20 protein-coding genes are annotated in these 19,840 nt (G+C 44.2%); all 20 read left to right on the top strand.

What is annotated here, in order from left to right; translation table 11 throughout:
* Positions 1-71: 71 nt before the first annotated feature.
* The 20 genes from flgB to K0I73_RS12530 all read left to right on the top strand — a co-directional run bounded on the left by flgB (position 72) and on the right by K0I73_RS12530 (position 19,788).
* Complete coding sequence (flgB, locus tag K0I73_RS12625) at positions 72-470, top strand: flagellar basal body rod protein FlgB (RefSeq protein WP_220061450.1); 399 nt, start codon at positions 72-74, stop codon at positions 468-470.
* A gap of 2 nt (positions 471-472) precedes the next feature.
* Complete coding sequence (gene flgC, locus K0I73_RS12620) at positions 473-892, top strand: flagellar basal body rod protein FlgC (protein WP_220061449.1); 420 nt, start codon at positions 473-475, stop codon at positions 890-892.
* 10 nt (positions 893-902) lie between these two features.
* Complete coding sequence (gene flgD, locus K0I73_RS12615; RefSeq protein ID WP_220061448.1) at positions 903-1,691, top strand: flagellar hook assembly protein FlgD; 789 nt, start codon at positions 903-905, stop codon at positions 1,689-1,691.
* A gap of 62 nt (positions 1,692-1,753) precedes the next feature.
* Complete coding sequence (gene flgE, locus K0I73_RS12610; RefSeq protein WP_220061447.1) at positions 1,754-3,118, top strand: flagellar hook protein FlgE; 1,365 nt, start codon at positions 1,754-1,756, stop codon at positions 3,116-3,118.
* Positions 3,119-3,308: 190 nt separating this feature from the next.
* Positions 3,309-4,052: a flagellar basal-body rod protein FlgF gene (gene flgF / locus K0I73_RS12605; protein ID WP_220061446.1), complete on the top strand. Its 744-nt coding sequence runs from the start codon at positions 3,309-3,311 to the stop codon at positions 4,050-4,052.
* 10 nt (positions 4,053-4,062) lie between these two features.
* Complete coding sequence (gene flgG, locus K0I73_RS12600; RefSeq protein ID WP_220061445.1) at positions 4,063-4,851, top strand: flagellar basal-body rod protein FlgG; 789 nt, start codon at positions 4,063-4,065, stop codon at positions 4,849-4,851.
* Between the two features lie 9 nt (positions 4,852-4,860).
* Positions 4,861-5,535, top strand: coding sequence for a flagellar basal body L-ring protein FlgH (gene flgH, locus K0I73_RS12595; RefSeq protein WP_220061444.1), 675 nt, complete (start codon positions 4,861-4,863; stop codon positions 5,533-5,535).
* 10 nt (positions 5,536-5,545) lie between these two features.
* Positions 5,546-6,637, top strand: coding sequence for a flagellar basal body P-ring protein FlgI (locus K0I73_RS12590; protein ID WP_220061443.1), 1,092 nt, complete (start codon positions 5,546-5,548; stop codon positions 6,635-6,637).
* Between the two features lie 17 nt (positions 6,638-6,654).
* Positions 6,655-7,677, top strand: a complete 1,023-nt coding sequence (gene flgJ, locus K0I73_RS12585) for a flagellar assembly peptidoglycan hydrolase FlgJ (protein WP_220061442.1) — start codon at positions 6,655-6,657, stop codon at positions 7,675-7,677.
* Between the two features lie 43 nt (positions 7,678-7,720).
* Positions 7,721-9,634 (top strand): flagellar hook-associated protein FlgK, encoded by a 1,914-nt coding sequence (flgK, locus tag K0I73_RS12580; RefSeq protein WP_220061441.1) that lies wholly within the window; start codon positions 7,721-7,723, stop codon positions 9,632-9,634.
* Between the two features lie 12 nt (positions 9,635-9,646).
* Positions 9,647-10,837 carry a flagellar hook-associated protein FlgL gene (gene flgL, locus K0I73_RS12575; RefSeq protein WP_220061440.1) on the top strand — a complete coding sequence of 397 codons (1,191 nt, stop codon included), beginning with the start codon at positions 9,647-9,649 and terminating at the stop codon, positions 10,835-10,837.
* Between the two features lie 86 nt (positions 10,838-10,923).
* Positions 10,924-11,745, top strand: coding sequence for a flagellin N-terminal helical domain-containing protein (locus tag K0I73_RS12570; RefSeq protein ID WP_220061439.1), 822 nt, complete (start codon positions 10,924-10,926; stop codon positions 11,743-11,745).
* Positions 11,746-11,981: 236 nt separating this feature from the next.
* Entirely contained in the window at positions 11,982-12,800 is an 819-nt protein-coding gene (locus K0I73_RS12565) for a flagellin N-terminal helical domain-containing protein (RefSeq protein ID WP_220061438.1), read from the top strand.
* 107 nt (positions 12,801-12,907) lie between these two features.
* On the top strand, positions 12,908-13,306 hold the full coding sequence (locus K0I73_RS12560) for a flagellar protein FlaG (protein WP_220061437.1): 399 nt from the start codon (positions 12,908-12,910) through the stop codon (positions 13,304-13,306).
* Between the two features lie 49 nt (positions 13,307-13,355).
* Positions 13,356-14,726, top strand: a complete 1,371-nt coding sequence (gene fliD, locus K0I73_RS12555; protein WP_220061436.1) for a flagellar filament capping protein FliD — start codon at positions 13,356-13,358, stop codon at positions 14,724-14,726.
* Positions 14,727-14,775: 49 nt separating this feature from the next.
* Positions 14,776-15,078 carry a hypothetical protein gene (locus K0I73_RS12550; RefSeq protein ID WP_258405184.1) on the top strand — a complete coding sequence of 101 codons (303 nt, stop codon included), beginning with the start codon at positions 14,776-14,778 and terminating at the stop codon, positions 15,076-15,078.
* A gap of 6 nt (positions 15,079-15,084) precedes the next feature.
* The gene (gene fliS / locus K0I73_RS12545) at positions 15,085-15,495 is read left to right on the top strand and encodes a flagellar export chaperone FliS (RefSeq protein ID WP_220061434.1); all 411 of its coding nucleotides are present in this window, start codon (positions 15,085-15,087) and stop codon (positions 15,493-15,495) included.
* Between the two features lie 269 nt (positions 15,496-15,764).
* Positions 15,765-17,198: a sigma-54 dependent transcriptional regulator gene (locus tag K0I73_RS12540; RefSeq protein ID WP_286670336.1), complete on the top strand. Its 1,434-nt coding sequence runs from the start codon at positions 15,765-15,767 to the stop codon at positions 17,196-17,198.
* Between the two features lie 168 nt (positions 17,199-17,366).
* Positions 17,367-18,443, top strand: a complete 1,077-nt coding sequence (locus K0I73_RS12535) for a sensor histidine kinase (RefSeq protein WP_220061433.1) — start codon at positions 17,367-17,369, stop codon at positions 18,441-18,443.
* On the top strand, positions 18,436-19,788 hold the full coding sequence (locus K0I73_RS12530; protein ID WP_220061432.1) for a sigma-54-dependent transcriptional regulator: 1,353 nt from the start codon (positions 18,436-18,438) through the stop codon (positions 19,786-19,788). The genes K0I73_RS12535 and K0I73_RS12530 overlap by 8 nt, the downstream gene beginning before the upstream one ends.
* Positions 19,789-19,840: the final 52 nt, after the last annotated feature.

Genomic DNA, 19,840 nt, shown 5'->3' with positions numbered 1-19,840 from the left:
ATTAGCGCTTACCAACTTTATTTGGCACGACTATTGCTTTGATTATTGCATCTGTATGAGGAGGCAATTTTATGGCGATTAGTTTTGATAAGGCACTGGGGGTGCATCAGTATACTTTGGGGATACGCTCGGCGCGTGCTCAAGTTATCTCCTCCAATATTGCCAATGCCGATACTCCTCATTACAAAGCTAAAGATCTCGATTTTGATAAGGCATTGCAGGCGGCACGAACCACTCAAAGTGGACTGGCTATGAGTCGCAGTAATGAAAAACACTTTGATTTGGCAGCTCTTAGTCAACAACACATTAGTTATAGAGTGCCGAACCAGCCCGATACAGGTGATGGTAATACGGTAGATATACAGCAAGAGCAGTCTGAGTTTATGCAAAATGCGCTGGAATATCAGATGTCACTCGGTTTTTTAGACAGTAAGTTTTCTGGTCTAAAAAAGGCACTTAAAGGAAATTAATTATGAGCTTATTTAATATCTTTGATGTAGCAGGCTCAGGCATGTCGGCTCAGTCAATTCGGTTGAATACAACCGCGAGTAATATTGCAAACGCTGATTCCGTTTCGAGCAGTATCGATCAGACTTATCGTGCGCGTCATCCTGTATTCGAAGCCGAGATGGCCAAAGCGTCTCATCAGCAACAAACCTCTCAGGGCGTAAAAGTCTCAGGGATTGTGGAAAGTGATAAACCATTACAGAAGGAATACTCTCCGGATCATCCGTTAGCGGATGCCGATGGCTATATCTATAAACCGAATGTAAATGTGATGGAAGAGATGGCAAATATGATCTCGGCATCACGCTCTTATCAAATGAACGTACAAGTTGCTGAGGCGGCAAAATCTATGCTGCAGCAAACATTACGTATTGGCAATTCCTAGGAGGTAAGCAGTGAGCCTCATTAATCCTTTAAGCAGTCAATCTCCACTCAGCGCTCAAGCGCAAAGTGGTCAGTCGATTGCGCCGCAGTCGACGAGTACTCAAACTTCGTCGCAAACGGAAACAACCGGAAACCCGTTTCTTGACGGTATTCGTTTACCCCAAGAGTCCAATATTCCAGAAGCAAAAAGTCAGGAGTTAACCCAAGAAGACTTTTTCTCTTTGCTCAGTCAACAGTTGTCGATGCAAGACCCGTTTAAGCCTGTGGACAATGATCAGATGATTGCACAAATGGCTTCATTTTCGACGGTTGATGGTATTACCAAGTTGAATGAAGAGATTGTTAATCTCAATACGGTGATGACATCAAGCCAAGCGCTGCAGGCATCTGGATTGGTAGGACAGAAGGTATTGATCCCATCGGATACTGGGCATATATCTGCTGAAGACCCAACGTTGAAAGGGATTGTTAGTACGCCAGAAGCAATTGAAAAAATTACTGTTCGTATCGAAGATGAGAAAGGACAGCTGGTTAAAACCTTTACGATTGATGGCAGCGCAGGTGGCAATATTGATGTCGCTTGGGATGGCCTAGATAAAAATGGTGAACCTGTGACCAGTGGTAATTACTCGATTAAAGCGAGTGGACTGGTCGATGGTGAAAGTCAAGATTTGGCTGTTTCAACTTATGCGCATGTCACTAGCGTGTCTTTAGGAACGGCTAGTACGGGGGCAATTTTGAACCTTAGAGGCATTGGCGGTATTAAGTTAGGTGATGTACTTGCCGTTTCTGAAACATAGATGAAGCAGAGAGTTAGGGCATAAGGTCCAAGACGAAAAATTGATATTTAATGAGGTGAATTATGTCATTTAACATTGCATTGAGTGGTATAGCGGCAGCGCAGAAAGATTTGAATACCACCGCAAATAACATTGCTAATGTCAATAGTATCGGCTTTAAAGAGTCGAGAGCTGAATTTGCAGATGTATATGCAAACTCTATTTTTGCTAATGGTAAAACGGCTGTCGGTGGTGGTGCCACTACCAGCCAAGTTGCGCAGCAGTTTCATCAGGGGAGTCTGCAATTTACTAACAATGCACTGGACATGGCCATTAACGGCAGTGGTTTTTTTGTTACCTCATCAAGTGTGGGGTCTCAAGACTTAACCTATACAAGAGCTGGTGCGTTTAAAGTTGATGCAAACAGCTACCTTGTAGATTCACAAGGGAATTTTTTGCAGACATTTGAGGTGGATAAAGAGGGGAATTCAACTTCAGTGAGCTTAACCGAGACTAAACCTGTTAGAATCCCTGACACTGCTGGTAGCCCGAAGAAGACGGAGAACATAGGTATACAGATGAACCTCAATGCTGGCGATTCAACTCATGATCCAGCGCTTTTCGATCCAAGTGATCGAGATACTTATAATAACTCTACTGCTATTACCATGTATGATTCTCTGGGAGAGCCGCATGTGATGACCACCTACTTCGTTCGTCCACAGGATGCCGCCTATAATGGCGAAAGCAATTGGGTTGCCTTCTATGCGGTTGACGGTAAGCAAGTAAATGTGGCTGGTGCCGCAGGGGTTTACGATAGGGATACTACTGGAGATGGGTTAGCTGATACGCTCGATGTTCCCGCTGTTACAGCCGGCGGTTGGAAGGGAGCGGTAATTAAGTTTGATGAGTTAGGCTCTCATACGTCGACTGACCCCGCAACGATCGTTACAGAGTCATTGGGCAATGGCGGTGCCGACGTGCTGGGGCCAGGTACTGATGGCTCTCAAACCTTGACCATAGACTTTGAAAACCCAACTCAGTATGCATCTACCTTTGAAGTGACTGAGTTGACCCAAGATGGTACTACGGTTGGCCGTCTGACAAATGTCGAGGTTGGCGCTGATGGACAGATCAATGCTAGCTATAGTAATGGAGCGACTGTCGCCTTGGCTAGAGTTGCTTTGGCACGTTTTGCCAACGAACAGGGTTTGACTCAAGTGGGTAATACTTCATGGAAGGCGAGTTTAGATTCTGGTGCAGCGCTTGCTGGTGAGGCTAATAGCGGTACTTTTGGTAGTATCCGATCGTCGGCATTAGAACAATCGAATGTCGATTTAACCACTGAGCTGGTGGATCTGATTTCCGCTCAGCGTAACTTCCAGGCAAACTCTCGAACGTTAGAGGTGAATAACACACTTCAGCAAACAGTGTTACAGATCCGATAGTTTACTTGCATTAAAGAGTGTTGCCGATGCGGCAACACTCTTCCGTTCTTGGTTATTTTAGTCTCTAGCGTTCACTCCCGTTCTCCTATCTCATTGATTCTAGGCTCTAGCCATTCACTATCTCTTGGCATGATGTTTGCTTCGTACTGTTATTAGACAGTTTTTAGTTGAAACATTGACGGAGCAGCAAGTGGATAAATTACTCTATGTCGCCATGAGCGGTGCCAAGCAGAATATGAATTCGCTGGCCGTACGAGCGAACAATCTTGCCAATGCCAATACTGACGGCTTTAAGTCAGATTTAGAGCAAGCACGCTCAATGCAAGCCTTTGGTGAAGGTTTGCCGACACGGGTATTTTCGATGACAGAGAATCCTTCGGCAGACTTCTCTAATGGTCCAATAAAGACCACTGGCCGCGATCTGGATATTGCCGTAAAGGGTAATGGTTGGATTGCCGTGCAGGGGGCTGATGGCGGCGAAGCCTATACTCGCTCTGGAAGCTTAAGTTTTGACACCACAGGATTACTTCGTAACGATCGTGGCAACCCTATTATGGGTGATGCTGGTCCCATCGTATTACCTCTGCCTATTGAGAAAATTGAAATTGCTCAAGATGGGGTGATTTCAGTAAGGCCGTTAGGGGCCACCGCAGAGGTCATTGAAGAGGTGGGGCGAATCAAGCTGGTTAATCCAGGTAATCAAAATCTGATGCGAGGAGAGGATGGCTTATTTCGTCAAATGTCTGGCGAAGTCGCCGCAGCCGATCCTTTTGTATTTGTTGAGAGTGGTGCCGTCGAAGGGAGCAATGTTAATGCTGTCGATGAGATGGTGTCGTTAATCGATTTGCAGCGTCAATTTGAGATGCAAGTCAAAATGATGAAAACCGCCGAAGAGATGGATCAAGCCTCTTCGTCATTAATGCGCATTAGTTAGGAGATAGATTATGCATCCTGCGTTATGGATTAGTAAGACTGGCTTAGATGCCCAGCAGACAGATATCTCGGTGATTTCTAACAATGTGGCTAATGCGAGCACCGTTGGCTACAAGAAAGGTCGAGCGGTATTTGAAGATTTGCTTTATCAAACCGTTAATCAGGCGGGAGGGATTAGTGCATCTAATACCAAACTGCCGAACGGTCTCAATATTGGTGCCGGTACCAAGGTTGTTGCTACGCAAAAGGTGTTTACGCAAGGCAATATGCTAACCACCGATAACTCATTGGATTTAATGATTGAAGGTCCCGGATTTTTTGAAGTACAGATGCCCGATGGCACAGCCGCCTATACGCGAAATGGTCAGTTTACCTTAGATGATACCGGGCAAATCGTCACGCCAGGCTCTGGATATGTGTTACAGCCTTCGATCACTATTCCTGATAATGCCACGAGTATTACTGTTTCGTCAGAAGGTGAAGTGTCGGTTAAAACCCCTGGCACAGCAGAAAACCAAGTTGTCGGCCAGTTGACTATGTCTGATTTCATCAATCCGAGCGGACTCGATCCTATGGGGCAAAACCTCTATACCGAGACTGGCGCTAGTGGTACACCCATTCAAGGGACTGCTTCACTCGATGGTATGGGGGCTATTCGTCAGGGAGCACTTGAAACATCAAATGTTAACGTCACAGAAGAGTTAGTTAACCTTATTGAAAGCCAACGTATTTATGAAATGAATTCCAAAGTTATTTCGGCGGTCGATCAGATGTTGTCTTACGTGAACCAGAATTTGTAGAGGCTTATCATGACTAAGTATCTCATTCTCGCAGCAGCCATTACGTTGGTTGGATGTAACTCAACTAACAATAAACCGATAGCGGATGATCCCTATTTCGCGCCTGTTTATCCGGAGGCGCCGCCAACTAAAATCGCCGCGACTGGCTCAATGTATCAAGATAGTCAGGCATCGAGTCTGTACTCGGACATCAAGGCGTTAAAAGTCGGTGACATTATTACCGTTATTCTTGAGGAGTCGACCCAGGCTAAAAAGAGTGCGACCAACGAGATAAAGAAAGGCTCGGATATGACTCTCGACCCAATTTATGCGGGTGGAGGCAATGTGACTATTAGTGGCTCGCCAATCGATTTACGTTACAAAGATAGTATGAACACCAAGCGAGAGTCTGACGCCGATCAAAGCAATAGTTTATCGGGCAGTATCTCGGCGAATGTAATGCAAGTGTTAAACAATGGCAACTTAGTGATTCGCGGTGAAAAGTGGATAACCATCAACAACGGTGATGAGTTCGTTCGCGTGACCGGAATTGTTCGCTCTCAAGATATTCGCCCAGATAACACGATTGATTCTCAACGGGTAGCGAATGCTCGCATCCAATATAGCGGTACTGGAACATTCGCCAATGCCCAAAAAGTAGGTTGGTTGAGTCAATTTTTCATGAGTGACTGGTGGCCTTTCTAGGAGTGATGTCATGAAATTAAAAATCATATTAGCTTGTGCATTAATGGTCATCTCTACGGCTGGTTTTGCACAACGCATTAAAGATATTGCCAATGTCCAAGGGGTTAGAAGTAATCAACTCATAGGCTATGGTTTAGTTGTTGGCTTACCTGGTACTGGCGAAAAGACGCGTTATACCGAGCAGACCTTTAAAACCATGTTGAAAAACTTTGGTATTAATCTGCCTGACAATTTTAGACCAAAAGTCAAAAACGTCGCGGTGGTTGCCGTTCATACCGATATGCCTGCTTTTATTAAGCCAGGGCAAACTTTAGATGTAACAGTGTCGAGCTTAGGTGAGGCCAAGAGCCTTCGTGGTGGTACCTTGTTGCAAACCTTCTTAAAAGGGGTTGACGGTAACGTATATGCTATTGCGCAGGGCAGTATGGTTGTCAGTGGTTTTAGTGCTGATGGATTAGATGGTTCTAAAGTTATTCAGAATACCCCAACGGTTGGGCGTATCCCTAATGGCGCCATCGTTGAGCGCACAGTCGCGACCCCATTTTCAACTGGGGATCATCTTACTTTTAACCTGCGTAGGGCCGATTTCTCTACCGCCAAGCGTTTAGCCGATGCCATTAATGAGTTACTTGGTCCTGGAATGGCTCGTCCATTAGATGCCGCATCTGTTCAAGTGAGTGCGCCCCGCGATGTCTCTCAGCGAGTCTCATTTCTAGCGACGCTTGAAAACATAGAAGTAGAACCCGCATCAGAATCAGCCAAAGTCATCGTTAACTCTCGCACTGGTACCATAGTCGTTGGTAAGGATGTGCGCCTGCTGCCTGCTGCAGTTACTCATGGTGGATTGACGGTAACGATTGCCGAGGCAACACAAGTATCACAACCCAATCCATTAGCGGGTGGTAATACCGTGGTGACCTCTGACAGCACTATTGACGTATCCGAAGCCGATAATCGCATGTTCCTGTTTAATCCTGGTACCTCTCTAGACGAACTTGTTCGAGCGGTGAACCTCGTTGGTGCAGCACCATCCGATGTACTTGCAATCCTTGAAGCGTTAAAGGTGGCAGGTGCTTTGCATGGTGAACTTATTATCATCTAAATATTGTCGGATTGAACATGGAAAAGCTGTCAAATTCATCGCATTTCTTAGACATCGGGGGACTAGACTCCCTTCGTGCTAAAGCGCAGAAGGATGATAAGGCAGCGCTTAAAGAAGTTGCGCAGCAGTTCGAAGGTATCTTCGTACAAATGCTAATGAAGAGCATGCGTGACGCTAATGCCGTGTTTGAGTCTGATAGTCCGATGAACAGCCAATATACAAAGTTTTATGAGCAGATGCATGATCAGCAGATGTCAGTAAACTTGTCAGATAAAGGGATGCTGGGGCTAGCCGATCTTATGGTGCAGCAACTAGACCCCGCTGGCAGCGCTTACACGCCAGCATCAGTGCTTAGGGGGGGAATGACTCAACCTACTGCTGCAAACGTCAATTTGACGGCGCAACAGTTAAGTCAATCCAAGCTGTCTGATATAAAAAGCCTTAATCAACTAAAGCAAGTATCTCCAAATCCACAACAATCAATAACCGATGTTATCGACGATGTGGTTGGCGGCAAAGTATTGCCATCTAGTGCGCCAATTGATGGCTTTAGTAGCCGCGATCAGTTTGTGGCTGCGGTATATCCACATGCTCAACAAGCGGCTAAAGCACTAGGTACGACGCCAGAAGTTTTGATTGCGCAATCGGCATTAGAAACTGGCTGGGGACAGAAAATGGTGCGTCAAGCTAATGGCGAACCAAGTAATAACTTGTTCAATATTAAAGCGGATAAACGCTGGCAGGGCGATAAAGCCGGAGTGAGTACTCTGGAGTTTGAGCAAGGGGTCGCGGTTAAGCAGCGAGCAGATTTTCGGGTATATGATGACATTAAGCAGAGTTTTGATGATTTTGTGTCATTTATTTCCGAAGGACCTCGTTATCAAGAGGCGTTAAAAGAGGCTAGTAATCCAGGCTCTTTTATTCAAGCACTGCAAGATGCGGGTTATGCAACTGATCCAAAATACGCAGAGAAAGTGATTAAAGTCATGCAATCGGTCAGTAAAGATTTTGGCTCGGTTATATCGGGAGTAACACCATGAGCGAATTAACAATAGTCGTCGTTCACATACGAGGTAAGCGCTGATGTCGATGGACTTACTCAATATCGCCCGTACTGGTGTGCTAGCTTCGCAGTCACAACTCGCCGTCACCAGTAATAACATTACCAATGCCAACACCCAAGGTTACCATCGTCAGGTGGCAGAGCAATCGAGCCTTGAATCCCAGCGGTTCGGCAACAGCTTTTATGGTGCAGGAACATATGTCACAGATGTAAAGCGTATATATAACGATTACGCAGCAAGAGAACTACGTATCGGCCAAACTGCGATGAGTCAAGCTGAGACCACACAAGTGAAAATGAGCGAACTGGATCAGCTATTTTCTCAAATTGGTAAGTCAGTGCCTCAAGGTTTAAATGATTTATTTGCGGGATTGAATAGCCTAGCTGATCTTCCTGATGATTTAGGAATTCGTGGCTCCCTACTGGGAAATGCAGATCAGATAGCAAAAGCACTTAACCAGATGCAATCTCATCTGGATGGACAGATGAGCCAGACCAATGACCAGATATCTGCTGTCACAGATAGAATTAATGAAATAAGTAAAGAGCTTGGCCATCTCAACCAAGAGCTGATGAAGTCTCAAGGCTCTGATTCGCAATTATTGGACAAGCAAGATGCCTTGATCCAAGAGCTAAGCCAATACGCTCAAGTCAATGTTATCCCGCTTGAGTCGGGAGCAAAGAGCATTATGCTTGGTAGTGCCGCGATGTTAGTTTCTGGGCAAATATCGATGCAGATGGGATCAACTGCAGGTAATCCCTACCCTGGAGAGCTGCGGATCACCGCAACAACTGGTGATCAGAGTGTAGCGGTTGATCCTGCCAAGATGGGGGGAAGTTTAGGTGCATTGTTCCAATATCGTGATGAAACGCTGATCCCTGCGCAATTGGAGATGGGCCAATTGGCGCTAGGTATTGCTGATACGTTTAATAAGGCTCAGTCACAAGGTTTCGATCTTAATGGCAATGTCGGTAGCGATATTTTTCTGGATATCAACGATTCGAAGATGTCAGTGGGACGTGTAGGCGGTTTTGAGACTAATACCGGGAATGCAGCACTGCGTGTCAATATTGATGATGTCAGTGCGCTTACTGGTGGTAGTTATGAGCTGACATTTACCGCTCCTGCGACCTATGAGCTGAAAGATAGCGATACGGGAACGACTACGCCGTTGACATTAACGGGTTCGCAGCTAACTGGTGGCGATGGTTTTAGCATCAATATAGATTCGGGAGCCTTTGCATCGGGAGATCGCTTTGAAATTCGCCCTTCTTCTGGAGCCGCAGCGGGTATAAAAGTGGTGATGACTGACCCCAAGGGAATTGCGGCGGCGGGTCCTACTATTACTGCTGATTCGGCTAATTCAGGCAACACGGCGATTGCATTGAACGCAATGGATGCATCTGCGCCAGGATTTCCAGGCGTTGGTGCTCAAATTACCTTTGAAATCGATACGACGACCAATAGTTATGAAGCATTTGATGCAGCAGGTACTTCATTAGGAACTGGAACCTATACAGCGCCAACGATCGATGCATTTGGAATGAACTTTGATGTGCAAAGTAGCGCAGGTGCTTTGGCAGACCGTTTTACCTTTGACCTTTCCGCTGCTGAGGGCAATAACAGTAATGCCGTTGCCATGGCCAAATTGAATGAAGCTAAATTAATGGCTGGTGGTAGTTCAACGTTAAGTGATGTTTACGAAAATACTAAGTTAGAGGTAGGTGGTAAGGCGAAAGCGGCTGAGGTGGCACTTGGAACAGCTGAAGCGGTCCATTCTCAAGCCTATGCCAGAGTGCAAAGTGAGTCTGGAGTGAATTTAGATGAAGAGGCGGCAAATCTCATGCGCTTTCAGCAAGCATATCAAGCATCGGCTCGGATCATGACAACAGCCAATGAAATTTTCGACACCTTATTCAGTTCGGTGAGATAGGAGTAACAAGATATGAGAATCTCAACGGCGCAGATGTTCAATCAAAGCATTACCAGTGTGTTAGATAAGCAAACATCTACCAGTAAAATTTTGGAACAGCTCTCTAGCGGTAAGCGCGTTAACACCGCAGGTGATGACCCCGTTGCCGCTATTGGTATTGATAATCTTAATCAGCAAAATGCTTTGGTTGATCAGTTTATGAAAAATATCGATTACGCCAATAATCGTTTGTCGTTGACCGAAAGCAAGCTAGGTAGTGCAGAAACATTGACAGGTTCGGTAAGAGAGCAAGTCCTTCGTGCAATTAATGGTGGTTTATCCGACTCTGAGCGGCAAATGATTGCCGATGAACTCAGGGGAACTCTGGAAGAATTGGTTGCTGTGGCTAATACCAAGGATGAATCAGGTAATTTCATGTTTGCTGGATATGAAACGGGTAAGCAACCCTTTGCGTTTGATGCATCAGGTAACGTGGTTTACAGCGGCGACAGTGGTGTACGTAATGCCATTGTTGCGTCTGGGGTCACAGTTGCGACTAATATACCAGGCGATAACGCTTTTATGAATGCGCCTTCAGGGCTTGGTGATTTTAGCGCCAATTATCTGGCGACACAGGTAGGCGACTTTAATGTTCAAAGTGCTTCGATAACAGATCCACTCACGTATGTGGAAGATAGTTATACATTTACTATGGTTGGAGCCAACCTCGAAGTAAGGGATTCCAGTGCAGCGCTAGTGACGACCGTCCCCGCTTTTGATGCCACTAATCCAGTTAGCTTTAATGGTATTGAAGTCAAACTTCAGGGCCAGCTTGCCGCGGGTGACAGTTTCAGTATTACTCCGCAAAGTGAAGTGAGTATTTTCGATACGATAAATCAAGCAATATCCTTAGTTGAAGATTCCAGTAGGGTGGACACTCCACAGGGTATGTCTGAGTTGGCACAGATATTGAATAATTTAGATAGTGGCGTCAATCAAACAAGTATTGCGCGCGGCCAAGCTGGCAACAGTTTAAAAAGTTTGGATAGTCATAGCGCTACCCATACAGAAGAAAAGCTAGTGAACAGTTCGGCCTTATCAATGCTAGAGGATTTAGATTATGCCTCTGCTATAACAGAATTAGAGAAGCAGCAACTTGCGTTAAATGCAGTCTCTAGTGTCTTTAGTAAAGTTGGCTCAACAACACTATTTGATTACATCTAACTAATGTGATCCAGGATGGGTCAACCAATACGAATTTTTAGCCAAGCTCAACGTCTTGGCAGTGCAACCAAGAAGAGGAAAACACAATGGCTATTACCGTTAATACTAACGTGACATCAATGAAAGCTCAGAAGAACTTAAACGTATCTAGTGGTGGCTTGGCCCAATCTATGGAGCGTTTGTCCAGTGGTTTGAAAATTAACAGCGCGAAAGATGATGCGGCAGGTTTGGCAATTTCTAACCGTTTGAACTCTCAGGTACGTGGTCTTGAAGTGGGTATGCGTAACGCTAACGATGCTATTTCGATTGCCCAGATCGCAGAAGGTGCGATGCAAGAGCAAACTAACATGCTCCAGCGTATGCGTGATCTGACTATTCAATCTGAAAACGGTGCTAACAGTACAGAGGATTTAGCGGCTATTAAGGCTGAAATGGACCAATTGGCCACTGAAATTGATAATATTGGTACCAGTACCGCATTTGGTAATACCAAGTTATTACAAGGTGGGTTCTCAGCAGGTAAAGCGTTCCAAGTCGGCCATCAAGATGGTGAAGATGTCACTATTAAAGTGAAGAAGACGGACAAGACCACTTTATCAGTGGCATCACTAACTAATGTTACCTCTGCCAATCGGGCATCAGCCTTAGCTGCTATTGATAAAGCGATTAAGACGATTGATACCCAAAGAGCTGATTTAGGTGCGGTTCAAAACCGTCTAGCACATAATATTAGTAACAGTGCAAACACACAGGCAAACGTTGCAGATGCGAAGAGCCGTATTGTAGATGTGGATTTTGCCAAAGAAACCTCGACCATGACTAAGAATCAGGTACTACAGCAAACGGGTTCTGCAATGTTGGCTCAGGCCAACCAGTTGCCTCAAGTTGCTCTTTCACTATTGGGTTAATTATTGGCATTTTGGCTAGACAATAAAGTGATGTATCAACTCTATGGTGCATCACTTTTTGTTTTCGCCAAGATTAAGGTGTTGAAATAATTGAAAATAAATATTTTCTATTATTTTTTTTAAAAATATCCTAAAGATCGAAAAGCCTCAGCCGTTAAATATACTGTAACCAATAAGCTCAGCCTGGCTTAATCAGACAGGCAAGTGATTAAGTCAGGTATAAAGAGGAAACGATTATGGCTATTACAGTAAACACCAACGTTACATCGATGAAAGCTCAAAAGAACTTGAATCATTCTAGTGGTAACCTAGCTACCTCTATGGAGCGTCTATCAAGTGGTCTTCGCATTAACAGTGCAAAGGACGATGCGGCAGGTTTAGCAATTTCTAACCGTTTGAACTCTCAGGTTCGTGGTCTAGAAGTGGGTATGCGTAACGCTAACGATGCAATTTCAATCGCGCAGATTTCTGAAGGTGCGATGCAAGAACAAACAAACATGCTTCAGCGTATGCGTGATTTGACAATTCAGGCCGAAAACGGTGCGAACAGTACTGATGATATTGCCGCGCTTAAAGCTGAAATGGATCAGTTAGCTAATGAAATCGACGCGATTGGTACTACCACAGCGTTTGGTAACACTAAGTTGTTAACAGGTGATTTCTCTGCAGGTAAGAGTTTCCAAGTTGGTCACCAAGATGGCGAAGATATCAAAGTAACAGTTAAGAAGACTGATAAGACAACTCTTTCGGTAGCCTCTTTGGCTCTAGCAACTTCAGCGAACCGAGCTTCTGCACTAGGTGCAATTGATAAAGCGATTAAGACTATTGATACTCAACGTGCAGACTTAGGTGCGATTCAAAACCGTCTATCACACAACATTAGTAATAGTGCTAACACACAAGCTAACGTGGCAGATGCTAAGAGCCGTATCGTTGATGTGGATTTCGCGAAAGAAACCTCTACGATGACTAAGAACCAAGTTCTACAACAAACAGGTTCAGCGATGTTAGCCCAGGCTAACCAGCTTCCTCAGGTAGCACTATCATTACTATAATTAGTAATGGGTTAGTCTAAGTATGGATACTAATGAGGGAGGTTCGGTGACGAATCTCCCTTTCGTGGTTTTAAGGATAAATAGAAATCAGAGTAGAGGTGAACGTGATGGATATCAACACAGTCAACGCATCTAATGCCACAACTGCTAAAATTGATATAGGCGCATCTGCGATAAAGTTTCGCACTGAGCAGGATTCAGAGCTTAATCCTAACGCTATCATTCAAGCGGTCGATGAAAGTCAAAAAGCTGAAGATGCAAAGGGTGATAAGCCCCAGCAGAGTCCTGAAGAGATGCAAAAGTTAGTCGCTGAGCTTTCAGATATGATGTCAGTTATGCGTAAAGGACTCGCGTTTAAGATAGATGAGGATTCTGGCACAAATATTGTTAGTGTAATGGATGTTGATTCGGGTGATATTATCCGTCAAATTCCGAATGAAGAAGCACTAGAGTTAGCCCAGAAGTTATCTGAAGTAACAGGGTTATTGATGAAGACAGAAGCATAGTTCTTTAATATTAGTGCTTTTGAAAATTGTAAAGTAAGTAGAGGTATTTATGGCATTAACAGCAACTGGAATAGGCTCAGGGCTCGATATCAACACTATTGTCGGCGTGCTAGTTGATGCGGAGAAAGTGCCTAAAGAAGCGATCTTCAACAAAACAGAAGATAGTATCGATGCAAAGGTGTCAGCGATAGGTTCACTTAAGAGCGCTTTGTCTACATTCCAAGATGCCTTAGATAAATTAAAAGATGGTGATTCTTTAAACCAACGTAGCGTTTCGACGGGGGATAGCAATTATTTTACTGCGTCCGCTGATAAAAATGCCCAAACTGGTAGTTACAATATTATCGTTGAACAATTGGCCCAGAGACATAAAGTGGCTGGAACCTTTGCTGCCGACGCCAGCTCGCCTGTAGGAGAAGGGAGTTTAGACTTTACCGTTAATGGTAATAGTTTCTCCGTAGATGTTGCCGCAGGTGATTCGTTAACCGCAATAGCTGATAGCATTAATAATGCTGATGATAATGTCGGCGTAACTGCGACCGTTGTGACGACAGATGGTGGAAGTCGCTTGGTTATTAGCTCTGATACCGAGGGACCCGCGAGCAATGTTAGCGTAACTGCGTCAGATACAGCAGGTACTGGTTTGAATGATATGTTTGGTGCTGGGAATCTGAGTGAAGTTCAAGCTGCAAAGCAGTCGATAGTTTATATTGATGGCCAGAAGCTGCAATCTGAAACCAACGAGATCAAGAACGCGATTGCCGGCGTGACATTAAATCTTTCTGATGCAGATCTCAATAAAACATCGGTACTTAAGATTGAGCTTGATGAAGAAGCCGTAAAAGAAAATGTTCAGGGATTCGTTGATGCCTATAACAGTCTTATAGGAACCATTGAGTCTCTATCGTCCTATGATGCCGATAAAAAGAAGGCTGCAGCATTACAGGGGGACTCTATGATTCGCTCTATCGAGTCTCAAATGCGTAGTATGGTCTCTACTCGCGTAGATGATGGCAGTGGCTCAGTTGCATTATATGATATCGGTATCGAAGCGGACCGTTACGGTAAGCTTAGTGTAAATAGCACTAAACTAGATAAGGCCATTAGCGAAGACATGGGCAGTATCGAGACTCTTTTTGCTACAGAATCGACAGGTCTTGCGACTAGACTAGGTACCCTAGTCGAAGGTTATGTTAAGTCTGGCGGCTTAATCGATTCGCGTAATAATGCTTATACGAATGATAAGCAACGTTTAGAAGATCAGCGAGAAGCTTTTTCGCTTAAGATGGAACAATTGCAAGCAAGGTTGTTTAAACAATTCAATGCTATGGATTTAGTGGTTGGAAAATTGAATCAACAATCATCAGGCATTATAGGTGGTTTAAACTCGCTACCTGGCGTCGTTAGGCAACAAAATTAGAGATGTCTATAGATAGAGAGGTGAAACCAAGTTGCAATCATTGGATAGCTTGAATCAAAAAATTATTAATGCGCTTGAACATCTTCAGAAAGTACCTGCTGAAGAGTTAGAAGCTGATGAATTGGTATCAAACTTGCTTGAGTTGGTGACGCAGCGTCAACTTTTACTCGATGACGTACTTAAAGCCCCTAATGATGAAGATAAATCATTTTTAGAGGCACAATTAGCGCTTACCAATCAGTTTACCCAAGCGGCAGTTTCGTTGTTAGAACATCGTCAAGAGTTGCTTCATGTGGGAAATAAAAGTCAGCGTCAACTTAATTTATATAAGTCTATAGATTCGAATAGGTAGGTATTTATGAGAAAGTCACTTCAATCATATCGCAAAGTGTCAGTGGAAAGTGAAATCTCTGTGGCCTCGCCACATCGCATTATTCAGATGATGTTTGAGGGTGCGCTCCAACGCCTTGCCCAGAGTCGTTATGCTATCGAAAATAATGATATTCAAAATAAAGGCATTTATATCAGTAAAGCGATAGGTATTATTACTGGTTTAAACAACAGTTTAAACATGGACGCTGGTGGAGATATCGCTAATAATTTAAGTGATTTATATGATTTTATGTTGCGAAAAATTTCAGAAGCTAACTTGAATAACGATGTTCAAGCTATTGATGATGTATGTGAAATCATTCGCACAATCAAAGAGGGTTGGGATGCTATTCCGCAAAATGAGCATCATAATGTCTCTCATACTGAAGCAATCTAATTCTCTCTATTTGCTGTGATTTTTGTGATATTTTTTTGTCACGCGTCAAATATTTGGCGCCTAATGCTTGATACGTAGAGAATTTGTTCTAAAATCAGATGAGTTTGTCAGAAAGTGAATCTGATACTTGCTAATGTGCTGCTGATAATACACTATTCATTTTAATATCTATTTTTATGATAATGGTATTAAAACGATTATCTCGCTTTCTAAGCAACTAACACTAATAATTAATGCGAATAACACTAAGCGCTTTACGGCCTTCTTAAATGATGCAAACAGATCAACGAATTCTACTTGTCGGTAATCAGTCTGAGCGAATTAATCGCTTATCGTGTGTTTTTGAGTTTCTTGGTGAACAAGTCGAACTGCTTGCCGTTGATAAACTAGAAGCACGTGTTGCTAATACCCGTTTTAGGGCATTAGTTATTGCCCAAGAATCACAATCAAAGGAGTTGTTGCAGTCAATCGCAGCATCCTTGCCATGGCAGCCTATATTGCTCTTGGGTCAGAGTGCAGGAGTGTCAGCATCTAATATCTTGGGCTGTATCGAAGAACCTCTTAGTTATCCCCAACTGACAGAGCTTTTGCATTTTAGTCAGGTTTTTGTGCAAGCAAAACGTGCTGACGTTCCTACGAGTGTAAATCAAACCAAGTTATTTAGAAGCCTCGTTGGCCGCAGCGAAGGCATCGCCCAAGTTCGTCATTTGATCAGCCAAGTTGCTAAATCGGATGCTACTGTACTCGTGCTTGGTCAGTCTGGGACGGGCAAAGAGGTCGTGGCGCGCAATATTCATTATATTTCAGATCGACGAGATGGACCTTTCATTCCGGTTAACTGCGGTGCCATTCCTGCTGAATTGTTGGAGAGTGAGCTTTTTGGTCATGAAAAAGGTTCTTTCACTGGTGCGATTAGCGCCCGTAAAGGTCGATTTGAATTAGCCGAAGGTGGCACTCTGTTTCTTGATGAAATTGGCGATATGCCACTGCAAATGCAAGTTAAGTTGCTGCGTGTATTGCAAGAAAAAGTGTTTGAACGCGTTGGTGGTAGCAAAGCCATCAACACTGATGTTCGGGTGATCGCCGCGACTCATAGAGAGCTCGAAACGATGATCGCTAATGGAGAGTTTAGAGAAGATCTCTTTTATCGTTTAAATGTTTTTCCAGTTGAAATGCCTGCATTATGTGAACGTAAAGACGATATTCCTTTGCTGTTACAAGAACTGGTTAGCCGGGTTTACAATGAAGGACGAGGTCGAGTACGTTTTACTCAACGTGCAATAGAATCGTTAAAGGAACATTCTTGGTCTGGCAACGTGAGAGAATTATCGAATTTGGTTGAGCGTTTGACGATTCTTTATCCAGGTGGGTTAGTCGATGTTAATGATTTGCCACTTAAGTATCGACATATTGACGTGCCCGAATATCAAGTTCAGCTGAGTGAAGAAGAGTTGGAGCGAGACGCGTTAGCTTCAATTTTTAGCGATGAGGTTACTGTCGATATTCCAGAAAGTCGATTCCCAAGTGAATTACCACCTGAAGGGGTCAATCTTAAGGACCTGCTAGCAGAACTTGAAATCGATATGATAAGACAGGCATTGGATCAACAAGATAGCGTGGTTGCTCGGGCGGCAGAAATGCTCGGGATCCGCCGTACGACGCTGGTTGAGAAAATGCGTAAATATGGTATGAGCAAAGACTGATTTCAGCCCATTTTTGTGCTGTTAGTTTTACTTTAGCCACATCTCCGTTAAGGCCCACTCTAGGGCCTTTTTTGTTTTAGTTAATATTAACCTTTGTTTTAAAACGTATTTTTATTGGCATAATAACTGCATTTGTTCCGTTAGCAGCAATTTATTGACGGAGTGGTTATGTCCGCTATCCCCAAACTACACTTTGACCCCCTTAATCAGGCGACTCCTTTAGCGATAGCTCCCGTCGCGAACGATGCTATGTCGAGTAGAATGGAACATATACTGCAGGCAATGCCATCTGGCGTTGTCATTATTAATGGAGATGGCTTTGTTACTGAAGCTAATCCAGTTGCAGTTCAACTCCTTGGTCATCCGTTAATTGGTATGCGCTGGCTACAAATAATCACCCGAGCATTTTCGCCGCAACATGACGATGGTCATGAAGTGTCGCTCAAAAATGGTCGCCGGGTAAAGTTAGCGATTACGCCATTGGCACCAGAACCAGGTCAGCTGATCGTATTGACGGATCTCACCGAAACCCGCTTACTACAAAAAAACTTGTCTCATCTGCAGCGTCTTTCAGCTTTAGGCAAAATGGTGGCGAGCCTCGCGCATCAAGTCAGAACGCCACTGTCAGCCGCATTGCTCTATGCTTCTAATCTAGGCAGCCCCAAATTAGGGTTGGATGCGAGGCAGCGTTTCCAATCGAAGCTTATTGATCGACTTAATGAACTTTCTCAGCAAGTGGATGATATGTTGCTGATGGCGAAAGGAAAGCAGCAGGAACTGACGGATATCACGACTATGCATGATGTTATTGATGCCGTGATCGCTAATTGTGAGCCAATCGCACAGCGTAAAGGGTGTCAGCTGCAGTTAGAGGTTGGCTCAACATTAGCTTTTATGGCTAATCGATCGGCGTTAAGTTCAGCAATTAATAATCTGGTGATGAACAGTGTCGAGGCTGGAGCAAGCCACATCATTATTAAAGCCGTCGATGTTGAGGAGCAAATAAAATTTGAAGTTATCGATAATGGTAAAGGGCTAGATAAATCGATGCAGGAGCAAGTGTTGGAACCCTTCTTTACCACCAAAGCACAAGGTACGGGTTTAGGTTTGGCAGTGGTGCAGACAGTGGTTGCCAATCATCACGGGCGCCTGCAATTAAATTGTATAAAAGGACAAGGCTGCATTGCATCATTTGTCTTGCCTGCAATAACTCCTAAGTCCAATGAGGAGCTTGATCATGGCTGAAGCAAAAATCCTACTGGTAGAAGATGATGCTTCATTAAGAGAAGCATTGGTGGATACCTTACTATTAGCTCAATATGAGTGCGTCGATGTTGAGTCTGCCGAAGAAGCTATAGTGGCGCTAAAATCGCATCATTTTGACATGGTGATCAGCGATGTGCAGATGGAGGGTATTGGTGGCTTAGGGTTACTCAATTATTTACAACAACATTGTAGCCAACTGCCCATTTTATTAATGACGGCGTTTGCGACAATAGATAATGCCGTTAGCGCGATAAAACTTGGCGCTGTTGACTACCTTGCCAAACCATTTGCTCCAGAGGTATTGCTAAATCAAGTATCTCGTTACCTTAAGCCGAAATTGGTTGAGAACCAGCCCGTTGTTGCCGATGAGAAAAGTTTAGCATTATTGGCATTAGCACAAAAGGTGGCTAATTCTGAAGCTTCAGTCATGATTTTAGGGCCGAGTGGATCGGGTAAAGAGGTATTGGCTAGGTATATACATCAACATAGTAGCCGTCGTGATAGTCCTTTTGTTGCAATAAACTGCGCAGCTATACCTGAAAATATGCTTGAGGCAACGCTTTTTGGATATGAGAAAGGGGCGTTTACCGGAGCGTACCAAGCGTGTCCAGGGAAGTTTGAGCAAGCTCAAGGCGGTACCTTACTGCTTGATGAGATTTCCGAAATGGATTTGGGGTTACAAGCTAAGCTACTGCGCGTACTACAAGAACGTGAAGTTGAAAGGTTAGGCGGTCGAAAAACGATCAAGCTCGATGTGAGAGTGTTAGCCACCTCAAACCGAGATCTAAAAGCCTATGCTGATAAGGGAGAGTTTCGCGAAGACCTCTATTATCGTATCAATGTATTCCCATTAACATGGCCCGCGCTTCATCAAAGGCCTGCCGATATATTGCCTTTGGCGCGGCATCTAGTGCTGAGGCATGCCAAGCAAGCTGGGCTTGCTCAAGCCCCTGAGCTTGATGAGGCTGCTAGTCGGCGATTACTTGCCTATCGATGGCCTGGTAATGTGCGTGAATTAGATAATGTGGTTCAGCGGGCGATGATTTTACAGTCTGGTGAGCTAATTACAGCAAACGATATTATTATCGATACCCAAGATGTGGTGATAGATCCAGCATTTTTAAATGCTACTGCCGACAAGCTGAGCGAGCCAGAAGGGCTTGGGGATGAATTAAAAGCGCAGGAACATGTCATTATTTTAGAAACATTGTCTCAATGTAAAGGCAGTCGAAAGTTGGTTGCTGAAAAGCTAGGGATCAGTGCTCGAACCCTCAGGTATAAGATGGCGAGAATGAGAGATGCTGGTATCCAAATCCCCGCGTAAACGACGCTAGATTCATATTAAAATAAGGTGATTTACTTGGTATCTCACCTTA

Source organism: Shewanella mesophila (assembly GCF_019457515.1).
In the GTDB taxonomy this organism is placed as follows: Bacteria; Pseudomonadota; Gammaproteobacteria; order Enterobacterales; family Shewanellaceae; genus Shewanella; species Shewanella mesophila.
This window is presented reverse-complemented; position numbering and strand designations above follow the sequence as displayed.

Excerpts from the sequence above, each read along its gene's own strand:
- flgB (WP_220061450.1), top strand. The coding sequence starts at position 72 with ATGGCGATTAGTTTTGATAAGGCACTGGGGGTGCATCAGTATACTTTG.
- flgC (WP_220061449.1), top strand. The coding sequence starts at position 473 with ATGAGCTTATTTAATATCTTTGATGTAGCAGGCTCAGGCATGTCGGCT.
- flgE (WP_220061447.1), top strand. The coding sequence starts at position 1,754 with ATGTCATTTAACATTGCATTGAGTGGTATAGCGGCAGCGCAGAAAGAT.
- flgG (WP_220061445.1), top strand. The coding sequence starts at position 4,063 with ATGCATCCTGCGTTATGGATTAGTAAGACTGGCTTAGATGCCCAGCAG.
- flgH (WP_220061444.1), top strand. The coding sequence starts at position 4,861 with ATGACTAAGTATCTCATTCTCGCAGCAGCCATTACGTTGGTTGGATGT.
- K0I73_RS12590 (WP_220061443.1), top strand. The coding sequence starts at position 5,546 with ATGAAATTAAAAATCATATTAGCTTGTGCATTAATGGTCATCTCTACG.
- flgJ (WP_220061442.1), top strand. The coding sequence starts at position 6,655 with ATGGAAAAGCTGTCAAATTCATCGCATTTCTTAGACATCGGGGGACTA.
- flgK (WP_220061441.1), top strand. The coding sequence starts at position 7,721 with ATGTCGATGGACTTACTCAATATCGCCCGTACTGGTGTGCTAGCTTCG.
- flgL (WP_220061440.1), top strand. The coding sequence starts at position 9,647 with ATGAGAATCTCAACGGCGCAGATGTTCAATCAAAGCATTACCAGTGTG.
- K0I73_RS12570 (WP_220061439.1), top strand. The coding sequence starts at position 10,924 with ATGGCTATTACCGTTAATACTAACGTGACATCAATGAAAGCTCAGAAG.
- K0I73_RS12565 (WP_220061438.1), top strand. The coding sequence starts at position 11,982 with ATGGCTATTACAGTAAACACCAACGTTACATCGATGAAAGCTCAAAAG.
- K0I73_RS12560 (WP_220061437.1), top strand. The coding sequence starts at position 12,908 with ATGGATATCAACACAGTCAACGCATCTAATGCCACAACTGCTAAAATT.
- fliD (WP_220061436.1), top strand. The coding sequence starts at position 13,356 with ATGGCATTAACAGCAACTGGAATAGGCTCAGGGCTCGATATCAACACT.
- fliS (WP_220061434.1), top strand. The coding sequence starts at position 15,085 with ATGAGAAAGTCACTTCAATCATATCGCAAAGTGTCAGTGGAAAGTGAA.
- K0I73_RS12540 (WP_286670336.1), top strand. The coding sequence starts at position 15,765 with ATGATGCAAACAGATCAACGAATTCTACTTGTCGGTAATCAGTCTGAG.
- K0I73_RS12535 (WP_220061433.1), top strand. The coding sequence starts at position 17,367 with ATGTCCGCTATCCCCAAACTACACTTTGACCCCCTTAATCAGGCGACT.
- K0I73_RS12530 (WP_220061432.1), top strand. The coding sequence starts at position 18,436 with ATGGCTGAAGCAAAAATCCTACTGGTAGAAGATGATGCTTCATTAAGA.